This window comes from Anaeromyxobacter dehalogenans 2CP-C, assembly GCF_000013385.1.
GTDB classification, from domain to species: domain Bacteria; phylum Myxococcota; class Myxococcia; order Myxococcales; family Anaeromyxobacteraceae; genus Anaeromyxobacter; species Anaeromyxobacter dehalogenans_B.
In genome coordinates this window covers 3,068,719-3,081,221 of record NC_007760.1, presented here as the reverse complement: position 1 = coordinate 3,081,221, position 12,503 = coordinate 3,068,719, and the positions used below count along the sequence as shown (strand labels likewise).

Below are 12,503 nucleotides of genomic sequence, written 5' to 3'. Positions count from 1 at the left end.
GATGGCGCTCACCGGCACGCTCAAGGACTTCGGCATCGCGGAGATCCTCCAGCTCATCGGCCAGCAGGCCAAGAGCGGCGTGCTGCACCTCGAGTCGCGCGACGACGAGATCCACATCGCGCTCGCCGACGGGAACGTGGTGCGGGCCGAGTCGGCCGGGCGCAAGGCGCGCGAGCGGCTCGGCAACATGCTGGTGCGCGCCGAGGTCATCTCCAAGGAGGAGCTGGACCAGGCGCTGGAGGTCCAGAAGCGCACGCTCCGGCGCCTGGGCGACATCCTGGTGGAGCTGGGGTTCGTCTCGCAGCAGGACCTGCGCGAGATGACGGCGCTGCAGACCACCGAGACCGTCTACCAGCTCTTCCGCTGGAAGAGCGGGACCTACGCCTTCGAGCCGGGCGAGGTGGAGTGGGATCGCGAGACCGTCTCGCCGCTCCGCGCCGAGTCGGTGCTGATGGAGGGCTTCCGCCGGGTGGACGAGTGGCCGATGATCCGCAAGCGGATCCCGTCCACCGCCATGACGTTCGAGCGGCGCCGGGCGCTCGACCCGGACGCGCCCCCCGCGCCGAGGCGCGGCGGCGACGAGGTGGACGACGCGTTCGACGCGCTCGGCGAGGAGCCCACCGAGCGCCGCGGCGAGTTCGCCTCGCTCGGCGCGAACGAGCGGCGGGTGTTCGCGCTCGCCATCCCGGGGCGCACGGTCGAGCGGCTCGTCGATCTCTCGCGCCTGGGCGAGTTCGAGACCTGCAAGGCGCTCACGAACCTGCTCAACCTCGGCTACCTCGAGGCGGTCGCCCCGGCCAGCCGGGCCAAGGCGGCGGTCGGCGCGTACGCGCAGGACTGGCAGGCGCGGCTGCGGGCCGGCGCGCTGAGCGTGCTCGCGACCGTCGCGATCGCCGCGGCGCTGGCCGGCATCGCGTACTGGGTGGACGAGCGCGGCCTGGCCTGGGGCGAGCCGCCCGGCGCGGCGCGGGTGCGGGACAACGCCGCGGAGCGGTTCCTCGCGCGCTACCAGCTCGAGCGGCTGCGCGGCGCGCTGGAGGTGTACCGCCTCGAGAAGGGCGAGTACCCCGCGGCGCTCGGCGCGCTCGTCGAGGCGGGCCTGGTGGACGCGCGCGACCTGCGCCACCCGTGGGCCGAGCCCTACCACTACCGGCGCACGCCGGCGGGGCGGTTCGTGCTCCTGCCTCCGGTGGAGTAGGGCCGCGCCCATCCTCCGCTGGCGCGCGACGGGGCGTAGATTATGAGTGCCCCAGCGGGGCGAGCGCCGTCCGGACGGACGGCGGCACGGACAACGTTAAGGAGCGTCCTTGGGTCAAAGCGCGGCGGAACCCCTCAAGACGGCCAGGCTCGAGTTTCCCGACAACGACAAGGTCCGCGCCCTGTGCGGTGCGCACAACGAGCACCTCAAGCTCGTGGAGCGCCGGCTCGGGGTCCAGCTCGGCCTGCGCGGCGGGCAGGTGGTGATCGCCGCGCCGGAGGAGGCGCGGGTGCGCCTGGCCGAGTCGCTGATGAAGGAGCTCTACGAGCTCGTCGAGGCGGGGTACCCGCTGTACCTCGAGGACGTGGACCAGGCGACGAAGCTCGCCGGCCAGGGCGTGCCGCTGAAGGAGATCTTCGGGGACACGGTGTTCGTCTCATCGCGGCACCGCATCATCACGCCGAAGGGGCTGGCGCAGAAGCGCTACATCCAGGCCATCCGCGACGACGACATCGTCTTCGGGGTGGGGCCGGCCGGCACCGGCAAGACCTACCTCGCCATGGCGATGGCGGTGTCGTACCTGGTCGAGCGGCGGGTGAAGCGGATCGTGCTGACGCGCCCCGCGGTCGAGGCGGGGGAGCGGCTCGGGTTCCTGCCCGGCGACATCGCCGAGAAGGTGAACCCGTACCTGCGCCCGCTGCACGACGCGCTGTTCGACATGGTGGACTACGAGAAGGCGACCGCGTTCATCGAGCGCGGCACCGTCGAGGTGGCGCCGCTCGCGTTCATGCGCGGCCGCACCCTCAACGACGCGTTCATCATCCTCGACGAGGCCCAGAACACCACCGCCGAGCAGATGAAGATGTTCCTGACGCGCCTCGGCTACGGCTCGAAGGCGGTCATCACCGGCGACGTGACGCAGGTGGACCTGCCGAGCGGCCGCGGCTCCGGCCTGGTGGAGGTGCAGAAGGTCCTCCGCGGCGTCGAGGGCGTCTCGTTCTGCATGTTCTCCGAGGTGGACGTGGTCCGGCACCCGCTCGTCCAGGAGGTGGTCCGGGCGTACGACGCCTTCGAGGCGGAGCGGCGCGCCCGCGCCGAGGCCGCCCGGGCGGAGAAGGGGCGGCAGGGCGGGGGGACGGCCCCCGAGACCGCCGAGGGCGGCGCGGAAGGGTAGCCCCGGAAGCGTCTCGCCGCGAATGGGCGGAGGGGCGGCACCTCGCCGCGTGTTCAGGGGGAAGCCCCGGTTCTCCGTTGCGCTCCTCCCACCCCGGTGCGACTCTCGCACGCCGTGTCCGGTCCCCCCACTGACACACCCGCCGCCGGCGGCCCTCCCGCCGCCGACCGCGTCGATTGGCCCGGCCGGCTGATGCGCGCGCTCCTGGTGGCTGCGGTCTCCGCCGCCGCCGGGTGGCTGCTCGCCCCCTCGGCCGCGCACCGGCTGCCCGGCCCCGAGGCCCTCGGCACGCCCGCGCCGGCGACCATCAAGGCCGACCGCGACTACGACATCGTGGACGAGGAGGCGACCGCCCGGCGCCGCGCCGAGGCGGCGGCGGCGGAGCGCCCGGTCTACCACCAGGACGCGGGAGCCGCCGACGAGGCGGTCGCGCGCGTCCACGCCGCGTTCGAGCTGATGCGCGACGAGGAGCGGGCGCTCCGCGACGACGGCCGCGGGGCCCGGGACGCCGCGGCGCTGGAGCGGCGCTACGCCGCGCAGCGCGACGCGTTCGTGTCGCGGCTGCAGGTCCTGGTGCGGGACGGCGACCTGACCGCCCTCGGCACGACCCGGTTCTCCGAGGTGGCGGAGCGCCAGCTCGCGGACCTGGCCCGCGGCGCGCTGGCCGGGCTGGTCATCGAGGATCGCAAGCTCCTCCCGGCCGCCCCCGACGCGGGCTTCGTGGTCCGCACGCTGCGCGGCGGGCGCCCGGAGCGCGAGCAGGCGTTCGCCGACGCCTCCCAGGTCCGCGACGTGGCCGAGGCGCGCGAGGAGCTGGCCCGCACCGCGGCCGCGCGGCTGGAGAAGGAGCCCGGGGCGGTGCGCGCTGCGATGGCGCGCACCGCGGAGGCGATGGTGCGCCCGACGCTGGTCTACGACCAGGCCGAGACCGAGCGGCGGCGCTACGACGCGGCCGCGCGGGTGAAGCCGGTGGCCATCCCGGTGAAGCGCGGCGAGAAGATCATCGGGGACGGCGAGCGGATCGAGAAGCGCCACCTGCTGGTGTTCGACGGCATCCGCGCGCAGCGCAAGGGCGAGGACCTGGGCAGCGTCCGCATCGGCGGCGCGGTGGTGGTGGCGCTGCTCGTCTCGCTGCTCTGGCGCTTCGCGCGCCGGAACGTGGCGCGCTTCCGTCCGGCGCGCCGCGACGCGCTGCTGCTGTCGCTGCTGTACCTCGGCTCGCTGGCGGCCGGCTTCCTCGGCTTCGCGGTGGTGGACGCGCTGCACGAGCGCTTCCCGTACGTCCCCGCGGTCGCGCTGCAGTACCTGGTGCCGTTCGCGGCGGGCGCGATGATCGTGCGGCAGGTGCTGGCGGCGGAGACCGCGCTCCTGTTCGCGCTCGCCATGGGGCTGGCGGCCGGGCTGCTGGCCGGGCAGTCGCTCGCCTACGCGCTGTTCGCGACGCTCACCTCGGTCGCCGCGGCGGGCCTGGTCCGCAACAACCGCGACCGGGCCGGGCTGTTCCGCGCCGGCCTGGGGGTGGGGCTGGTCGGCGCCGCCGTGGTCGCGGCGCTCGGGCTCTACGCCGGCCGCGCCGGCGCCGAGGTGCTGCTCTCGGCGGTCGGCGCGCTGGTCGGCGGCGCGGTGCTGCTGCCGATCGCGGTGGTGGGGCTGCTCCCGGTGGTGGAGGGCGTGTTCGGGTACGTCACCGACGTGAAGCTGCTCGAGCTCGCGAACCTGAACCACCCGGCGCTGAAGGAGCTCATCGTCCAGTCGCCCGGGACCTACCACCACTCCATCCTGATGGGCTCGCTGGTGGAGGCGGGCGCGCAGGCGATCGGCGCGAACCCGCTGCTGGCGCGGGTGTGCGCCTACTACCACGACCTCGGGAAGATCCGGAACCCGCTCTACTTCGCCGAGAACCAGCGCGGCGGCGAGAACCGGCACGACGCGCTCGCGCCGTCCATGAGCGCGCTCATCGTGAAGCGCCACGTGACCGACGGCCTGGAGCTGGCGCGCCACTGGCGCCTGCCGCGGGTGGTCCAGGACGCGATCGCGCAGCACCACGGCACGCGGCACGTCGGGTACTTCTGGGGCAAGGCGCAGCGCCTGGCGGACGAGGGCGGGGGCCGCCCCGCGCCGCTCGACGAGGCCCTGTTCCGCTACCCCGGCCCGAAGCCGCAGACGCGCGAGGCGGCGCTCGTCATGATCGCCGACGCGTGCGAGGCCTCCGCGCGCGCGCTGGAGGATCCGACCGCGGACTCGCTCCGCGCGCTGGTGGCCAAGCGCATCAACGAGGTGTTCGGGGAGGGGCAGCTCGACGAGTGCGCGCTGACGCTGCGCGACCTGAACGCCATCTCCGGCGCGATGGTGCGGGCGCTGGAGGCCATCTACCACACGCGCCCCGAGTACCCGGACCGGCGCCGCGACGACGGCCCGGCCGTGCACCTGGTGGCGAAGCCGTGATCGTCCGGCTCACCTCCGAGCACCCCGACGGCGCCCGCGCCGCCCGGCGGCTCCGGGCGCGCGCGGCGGCGTTCCTGGCCGCCCTGGGGCGCGAGGACGCCGAGCTCTCCATCCTGCTCGTGACCGACCGGCGCATCCGCACGCTCAACCGGGAGTGGCGGCAGAAGGACCAGGCCACCGACGTGCTGTCGTTCCCGATATCGGAGCCGCCGGGCGCTGGGGCGCTGCTGGGCGACGTGGTAATCTCGCTCGACACCGCCGCGCGGCGGGCGCGGTCCGACGGTCGGCGGGTGGGCGCCGAGCTGGACCGCTACCTGGCGCACGGGATCCTGCACCTGCTCGGCTACGACCACGAGCGGCCCGCGGACGCCCGGGCGATGGCGGAGAAGGAAGCGGAGCTCGCGCGGGCGGAGGGGCTCGTCGGGGCGGCGCTCCGCGAGGGCCGGCGCGAGGGGCGCGCCGGCGAGGCAAAGGACCGATGGACCCGTTCGCCGACATCGATCTCGACTCCGAGTCGGTCTGGCTCGACGGCGCGTGGTTCACGCGCGAAGACCTCGCGCGCCGGATCAAGGACATGATCGAGGCGGGCGACTTCCGCGTGTCGCGGCCCAGCCAGGCGCTGGAGCGGCTGGAGGCGGCGCTGGCCCAGGCGCGGGTGGTGCCGGTCCGGATGCCCGCCGACCTCGCCGAGGCCATGACCGCCACCGCGTCGCGGCTCGGCCGGCCGGTCGGCCACCTGGTGCGCGAGGCGGTCGCGTACTACCTCGCCGCCGCCGAGGCGTACGGCGCCGCGCAGGCGCAGCAGGCGGAGGCGCCGGACGGCCCGGAGGGCGGGCCCGGCGGGAAGGTCCGCTGACCGGGCGCCGCCGGCCCGCCGCCGACAGGATCCCGGCGCGCCGCGGCCCCCGTCGCCGCCGCAGGAACGCTCGATGACGCGCCTCGTCCCCTACCTCCTCGCGATCGCCTCCGGGCTCGCGCTCGCGCTGGCGCTGCCGCTGGTGGTGCCGTTCCTCTCGATCCGCGAGGTGGACCCCGCCGGCCGGCTGGAGCTGGTCGCCTGGGTGGCGCTCGTGCCCGCGTTCGTGGCGCTGCGGCGCGCGCGCGGCGCGTGGCAGGCGGCCCGCCTCGGCCTGGTGGCGGGCCTCGCCTACTTCTTCGCGGCCATCTACTGGGTCTCGCACGCCATGACCGCGTTCGGCGGCCTGTCGCTCGCGTTCTCGGTGTTCGCCCTGTCGCTGCTGGTGCTGTACATGGCGGCGCACTGGGCCGGCGCGTTCGCGGTGGCGCAGCGCGTCCGCGCGCGGCTGGGCTGGCCGGCCTGGGCGGTGCTCCCGCCGGTGTGGGTCGCGTTCGAGCTGTCCCGCAACTACCTGTTCTCCGGGTTCCCCTGGGCGAACGTGGGCTACACGCAGGCGCGCACTCCGGCGGTGGCGCAGCTCGCGGCCGCCACCGGCGTGTACGGGATCGCGGCGCTCGTGGTGCTGGTGAACGCGGTGCTGGCCGAGGCGCTGGAGGCGCGGCGCGAGCGGCGGCCGCTCCCGCGGCGGGCGCTGGCCGGCACCGCGGCGCTGGTCGCGGCGGTGGTGGCCGGCGGCGCCCTGCGGGTGCGTGCCGTGCGCGCCGAGGCCGCCGCGGCGCCGTCGATCACGGTGGGCGTGGTGCAGCCGAACGTGGACCAGTCGGTGAAGAACGCGGCGCGCAACCACCGCGCGCAGATCCTGGCGCGCCTCGTGCCGCTTACGGTGGAGGCGGACCGCGCCGGCGCCGACCTGGTGGCGTGGCCGGAGGCGGCCTACCCGCTGTACGTGGCGCCGGACGTCCGGAGCTTCGCGACGCCCGCCGCCGGGCTGCCGCCGCTCGAGCGCGCGCACGTGCTGCTCGGGGCGACCACGGTGGAGTGGACCCGCGCCGCGAACGGCGAGCGGGTGCCGCGCGTCGGGAACGCGCAGTTCATGGTCTCCCCCGGGCGGCAGGTGCTGGGGAAGTACCTGAAGCACCACCTGGTGCCGTTCGGCGAGTACGTGCCGCTGCAGCGCTGGCTGCCGTTCGTGCGGCACCTGGTGCCGAGCCTCGCGCCGGCCGAGCCGGGCACCGACCTGAGCGTGCTCGAGTTCCCGCTCGCCGCCGCGCCGGCGGCGGGGCCCGCGCTCGCCTCGGCCGTGCCGGGCGCTCCGGCGGCCGGGGCCGCGGCGGCGCCCGCGCCCTCCGGGCCGGTCCGCGTCGCGCCCATGATCTGCTACGACGCGATCTTCCCGGAGATCAACGTGGCGTTCGCGCGCCGCGACCCCGAGCCGGAGCTGCTGGTGAACCCCACCAACGACGCCTGGTACGGCTACTCGTCCGGCCCGTACCAGTTCCTCGCCATCGTGCGGATGCGCGCGATCGAGGCGCGGCGCGCGGTGGTCCGGCCCGCCTACGCCGGGGTGTCGGCGGTGATCCTGCCCACCGGCGAGCTGGCGCCGGGCGCGCTGGACGTGGGCCCGGTCGATCCCGATCTCGCGCCGGACCCGCAGGAGCCCGCGCGCCTGCTGCTCGCCCGCGTCCCGCGGTTGCGGGGGCGCACGCTCTACACTACAGTCGGCGACCTCTTCGCCTGGGGCAGCGCGCTCATCGCCGCCGCCGCCCTGGCGGCCACCCACCCCGCGCTCGCCCGTCGCGTGCGCCGGGAGGGCCGCGACGGCCGGAGCGCCGCCGCGTAGCGAAGGAACCCGGAGGACCCGAGCCATGGCTTCCCCCACCGCCGAGCGCATCGCCGAGCTCACCCGACGCCTGGAGGCGCTCCGGGGGTCGCTTTGACGTCGAGCGGAAGGAGCTGAGGGTCGCGGAGATCTCGAAGCTCTCGGAGGACCCGGCGTTCTGGACCGACAACGTCAAGGCGCAGGGGCTGCTGAAGGAGAAGGCCCAGCTCGAGCAGGTGACCCAGGCCTGCGCCGCGGTCCGCCGGTCGCTCGACGACGCGCAGGCGCTGAACGAGCTCGCCGAGGAGGCGCGCGACGAGGCCACCCGCGCCGAGGCGGCCGAGGCCGCCGAGGCGGTGGGCCGCCAGCTGGAGGGGCTCGAGCTGCAGAAGATGCTCTCCGGCCCGCACGACGCGGCCGGCGCCATCGTCGAGGTGAAGAGCGGGGCGGGCGGCGTGGAGGCGATGGACTGGGCCGCCATGCTCTACCGGATGTACGTGCGCTACTGCGAGCGGCGCGGCTGGGAGGTGGAGCCGGCCGACCTGGTCGCGGGCGAGGAGGCCGGGATCAGCTCCGCCTCGTTCATCGTGCGCGGCGATCACCCGTACGGCTGGCTCAAGGCGGAGCGCGGCGTGCACCGCCTGGTGCGCATCAGCCCGTTCGACCAGAACGCACGCCGCCAGACCAGCTTCGCGGCGGTGGACGTGACCCCGGAGATCGACGACGACATCGTCATCGACATCAAGGAGGCCGACGTCCGCATCGACACCTACCGCTCCTCGGGCGCCGGCGGGCAGAAGGTGAACAAGACGGACTCGGCGGTGCGCATGACGCACCTGCCCACCGGCATCGTGGTGGCGGTGCAGAACGAGCGCAGCCAGCAGAAGAACCGCAACGTGGCCTGGAAGATCCTGCGCGCCAAGCTCTACGATCTCGAGGAGAAGAAGCGCGCGGCCGCCCGCGACGCCGCCGAGGCGCTGAAGAAGGACATCGACTTCGGCTCGCAGATCCGCAGCTACGTGCTGCAGCCCTACCAGATGGTCAAGGACCTGCGCACCGGGGTGGAGACGGGCAAGGTGGACGACGTCCTGGACGGCGACCTCGACCCGTTCATCCAGCCCTACCTGATGGGCGTGCGGCGCACCGACCGCGCCGTGGACGAGTGACCCCGGCCCGCGCCGCTACCGCGGCGTGTAGACGATGGGCTGGCGCGCGAGCGTGAAGCGGTCGATCGCGTCCACCGCCCAGCCCGGGAGCGCGAGCAGCTTCACGCCGCAGCCGGAGGGCTGCCGCCCGGTGGTGGCGCTCTTCTCGCGCACGAACGCGACCTCGCCCTCGAGATCCAGCTTGCGCCCGTCGGCGAGGCCGAGCCGCACCTGCAGCCGGGTGCCGACCGCCGGCGGCAGCGCCGTGGCGATGAACACGCCGCCGGAGTCCACCCGGCGGGTCGCGCCCACGTAGAAGTTGTGCTCCGAGACGAGGCTCACGTTCACCTCGACGCGGGTGACGGTGGGGCGGGCCTTCGGCTCGTCCACCAGCTCCTCGTCGATGAGGGCCATCAGGTCCACCGAGGGCGGCCGCGGCCGCGCCGGCGGCGGATCGGGGACGAGCACCGAGGCGGCCGGGCGCAGCACGTCCGCCGGCGTCGCCCCCGGGAGCGGCGCGGCCGGCGCCGGGAGCGGCGGAGCCGGGGGAGGGGCGCTGCCCGGCAGCCGCTCCATCACCACGAGCGGGCGCGAGAGCACCTCGGCGCGCGCCAGGGCGCGCTCCGCGCCGGCCACCGCGGCGAGCGGCTCCACGATCTCGCGCGACGGCGCGACCATCACCACGCGCACGCCCACGCGGGCGGCGCTGGCGGCGGTGGTGAGCGCGGCGCCCCAGGTGCCGTCCGGCACCGCGGGGAGCAGCAGCACCACCGTGTGCGGGGCGGCGGCGCGCACGAACGCCTCGAGCTCCCCGGGCCCGGGGAGGCAGTAGACCGCGTGCCCCGCACGCTCGAGGTGCAGGTGCAGCGCGATGGAGACGTCGGCGTCCGAGCCCACCACCAGAACGCGCGACGCCGCTGGGGCGCCGGCGGCGATCACGCGGGACGGCCCCCCGTCTCCATCATGATCCGCCGCTCCAGGTCGGCGCGGTGCGTCGCGTTCGCCAGCGCGGTGTCGAGGCCGATGCGCTTCGCCTCGTGCAGGCGGTACAGGTACTGGTCGAAGCTGTGCATCCCCAGGTCGGCGCCGGCGGTGTCCATGTACGTGCGCAGCTCGTTGATCTTGGAGCCGTCGCGGATCAGCTCGCGCACGCTGGTGGTGGCGAGCAGCGACTCCACCGCGGGGATGAGCCCGGTCGCGTCGGCGCGCATGAGCAGCCGGAGCGCGATGACGGCTTGCAGGTTGTCGGCGAGCCGCGCCCGGACGCTGTCCTGCTCGTCGGCCGGGAACAGGCCCACGATGCGCCCGACCGCGCGGGGCACGTCGGGCGTGTGCAGCGAGGTGATGACGAGGTGCCCGGTCTCCGCCGCCTTCAGGCAGATGTCGGCCGCCTCGCGGTCGCGCAGCTCGCCCACCATGATGATGTCCGGGTCCTGCCGGAGCGCGGCCCGCAGCGCGTCGCTGTAGCTGGCGGTGTCCGAGCCGACCTCGCGCTGGATCACCAGGCCCTTGCCGCCGGCGAAGATGAACTCGATCGGATCCTCGACCGTGACGACGTGGAGCCGCTCCTGCTGGATGATGGTGTTGATGATGCTGGCGACGGTGGTGGACTTGCCGTTGCCGGTGGCGCCGGTCACGCAGATGAGGCCGCGGCGCGCCTCGGCGATGGTGCGGATCACCGGCGGCAGGTTGAGCGTGTCGAAGTCCGGGATCTGGAACGGGATGGTGCGCATCACCGCGCCCCAGCTGCCGCGCTGCTTGAAGATGGACGCGCGGAAGCGGGACACGCCGGGCAGCGAGTAGCTGCGGTCCACCTCGCGGAAGTCGAGCGGCGTGAAGCCGGAGCCCGGGGCCTGGAGGACGAAGTTCGCGATCGCCTCCGTGTCCGCGTGCGTCAGCGGCGGGTACTTCGCCGACAGCAGCTCCCCGAACACCCGGTAGGTGGGCGGATAGCCCACCTCGAAGTGCACGTCGCTCGCCTGGCGCTTCACGGCGAGCTGCAGGAACGAGTGGAACAGCTCCTCGCTGAGCGGACCCTGTCCTTCCATAAGACGGTGAGTCTAGCCTCAACCGGTGGGCGCGGCCAGCAAGCTCCCTGGCCGCGCCCCGGCTCGCTCACCGGACCGTGCCGTCGGCCCGGCCCTTCCGGCCGGCGCGGTTCGCCTGGATCGTCACCGCCCCGGCCCGGAGCCCGGTCACCACGCCGCCCCGCGAGACGGTCGCGACGGACTTGGCGCTGGAGCTCCAGACGCTCTGCCGCGTGACGTCGAGCGTGCCGCCGTCGCTGAACGTGCCAGTGGCGGTCAGCTGCGCGGTCCCGCCCACCCCCACCTCGAACGGCGACGGCGTCACCGCCACCGAGACGAGCCGGGCCGAGCCCACCGTCAGCGTCGCCTCGCCGACGACGCCGTCCAGCCCCGCCGAGATCCGGGTGGTCCCGGGCGCCACGCCGGTCGCGGTGCCCGCGCCGGTCCCGGTGGCGACCACGGTCGCGATCGCCGGATCGGCGCTGATCCAGGCCGCGCTCCCGGTCAGCTCGTGCGTCGAGCCGTCGCTGTAGGTGCCGGTCGCCCGGAACCGGACCTGGTAGCCCGCGGGCACCGACGCCGTCCCGGGCGTCACCGCGATGGACTGGAGCACCACCGCGCGGACCGTCACCGCCGCCGACGCGGTCCGGCCGAACAGGGTCGCGCTGACGGTCGCGTCGCCGGCGGAGAGCGCGCTGACGAGCCCCTCGCTGCCGGGCGCGTTGGAGGCGGCCGCCACGGCCGCGTCGGAGGACACCCACGCCACCTGCGCGGTCAGGTCCTGGGTCGAGCCGTCGGAGAACGTGCCGGTGGCCTCGAGCGCGCCGGAGAGCCCGACCGGCAGGTCGAGCGCGGCCGGGGACACCGCGAGCCCGGTGAGCTCGGCCGCGGTGACCGTCACCGTCGCCGCGCTGGTCAGGCCGCCGAACGCCGCCGTCACCGTGGCGGTGCCCTCGGCCGCCCCGGTGACCACCACGCCCTCCGGGCCGGGCGCCGAGAGCGTCACCTCGGGCCCGCTCGCGGCCCAGGCCGCCTGCGCGGTGAGGTCGGCGGCGGTGCCGTCGGAGTACGTGGCGACCGCGGTGAACGCGGTCGAGGTGCCGCGGGCCAGGGTGGCGGCGCCCGGGTACACGTCCAGCGCCTCGAGCGTGGCGGCCGTCACGCTGACCGTGGTCGCGCCGCGCACGCCTTCCAGCGTCGCCGAGACGGCCGCGTCCCCGGGCGCGACCGGGTGCACCAGGCCGGGCGAGGGCACCGCGGCGGTCGCAGGCGCCGCGCTCTCCCAGGCCGCCTCCGCGGTCACGTCCCGCGCGCTGCCGTCGGAGAACAGCCCGGTCGCCGCGAGCTGCAGGTCGGCGCCGAGCGGCAGGCTCGGGAACGGCGGCGTCACGACGACGGACTGGAGGACGGCCGAGGTGACCGTCACCTCGGCCGTGCCGCGCAGCCCGGACCAGCGGGCGCCCACCGTCGCCGCGCCGGGCGCGACGCCGGTGACCTCGCCCCCGGTCACCGCGGCGGCGGCCGGCGCCGAGGACTCCCAGGCGGCGGTGGCGGTGACGTCCCGCTTCGAGCCGTCGGAGAAGGTGGCGATGGCGGTGAGCCGCTGGGTGAAGCCGGCCGCGAGCGTGGTGGCCGCCGGCGAGACCGAGATCGACCTCGGGACCGGCGCGCCGCCGGCCGGAGCCTGCGGCGCGGACGGCGCGGACGCGCCGCCTCCGGACGAGCAGGCCGCGAGCGCCGCGGCGGCGAGCGCGAGCGTGGCGAGGCGCGCGACGTGCGCGCGCCGGAAGGCGGACTTCGGCTGCATGGATCCCCCGATCCTCGCGCCCGCCTGCC

10 protein-coding genes are annotated in these 12,503 nt (G+C 75.4%); 7 read left to right on the top strand and 3 right to left on the bottom strand.

All coding sequences use genetic code 11. The features are described from left to right. Position 1: 1 nt before the first annotated feature. From ADEH_RS14115 to prfB, 7 genes are all read left to right on the top strand, one after another. On the top strand, positions 2–1,198 hold the full coding sequence (locus ADEH_RS14115) for a DUF4388 domain-containing protein (RefSeq protein ID WP_011421774.1): 1,197 nt from the start codon (positions 2–4) through the stop codon (positions 1,196–1,198). Positions 1,199–1,307: 109 nt separating this feature from the next. Next, on the top strand, positions 1,308–2,372 hold the full coding sequence (locus tag ADEH_RS14110; protein WP_011421773.1) for a PhoH family protein: 1,065 nt from the start codon (positions 1,308–1,310) through the stop codon (positions 2,370–2,372). A gap of 192 nt (positions 2,373–2,564) precedes the next feature. Continuing rightward, a complete protein-coding gene (locus tag ADEH_RS14105) occupies positions 2,565–4,817 on the top strand; it encodes an HD family phosphohydrolase (RefSeq protein WP_232287284.1) in 2,253 nt (750 codons plus the stop codon). Continuing rightward, positions 4,814–5,395 carry an rRNA maturation RNase YbeY gene (gene ybeY, locus ADEH_RS14100; protein ID WP_011421771.1) on the top strand — a complete coding sequence of 194 codons (582 nt, stop codon included), beginning with the start codon at positions 4,814–4,816 and terminating at the stop codon, positions 5,393–5,395. The genes ADEH_RS14105 and ybeY overlap by 4 nt, the downstream gene beginning before the upstream one ends. Then, positions 5,392–5,673 (top strand): ribbon-helix-helix protein, CopG family, encoded by a 282-nt coding sequence (locus tag ADEH_RS14095; RefSeq protein ID WP_011421770.1) that lies wholly within the window; start codon positions 5,392–5,394, stop codon positions 5,671–5,673. The genes ybeY and ADEH_RS14095 overlap by 4 nt, the downstream gene beginning before the upstream one ends. A gap of 73 nt (positions 5,674–5,746) precedes the next feature. After that, the gene (gene lnt / locus ADEH_RS14090) at positions 5,747–7,516 is read left to right on the top strand and encodes an apolipoprotein N-acyltransferase (protein WP_011421769.1); all 1,770 of its coding nucleotides are present in this window, start codon (positions 5,747–5,749) and stop codon (positions 7,514–7,516) included. A 25-nt stretch (positions 7,517–7,541) separates the two neighbouring features. Beyond that, positions 7,542–8,661, top strand: a protein-coding gene (gene prfB / locus ADEH_RS14085; RefSeq protein WP_157061363.1) for a peptide chain release factor 2 whose coding sequence is annotated in 2 segments (ribosomal slippage) — positions 7,542–7,610 and positions 7,612–8,661 — 1,119 coding nt in all. Because the reading frame shifts where the segments join, the coding sequence is not laid out codon by codon here. Between the two features lie 15 nt (positions 8,662–8,676). Here the strand turns inward: prfB and ADEH_RS14080 are convergent. The 3 genes from ADEH_RS14080 to ADEH_RS14070 form a co-directional block, all read right to left on the bottom strand. Continuing rightward, on the bottom strand, positions 8,677–9,537 hold the full coding sequence (locus tag ADEH_RS14080; RefSeq protein WP_232287283.1) for a PilZ domain-containing protein: 861 nt from the start codon (positions 9,535–9,537) through the stop codon (positions 8,677–8,679). 38 nt (positions 9,538–9,575) lie between these two features. Continuing rightward, positions 9,576–10,688: a type IV pilus twitching motility protein PilT gene (locus ADEH_RS14075; protein ID WP_011421766.1), complete on the bottom strand. Its 1,113-nt coding sequence runs from the start codon at positions 10,686–10,688 to the stop codon at positions 9,576–9,578. A 67-nt stretch (positions 10,689–10,755) separates the two neighbouring features. After that, a complete protein-coding gene (locus tag ADEH_RS14070; protein WP_011421765.1) occupies positions 10,756–12,474 on the bottom strand; it encodes an Ig-like domain-containing protein in 1,719 nt (572 codons plus the stop codon). Positions 12,475–12,503 lie beyond the last annotated feature (29 nt).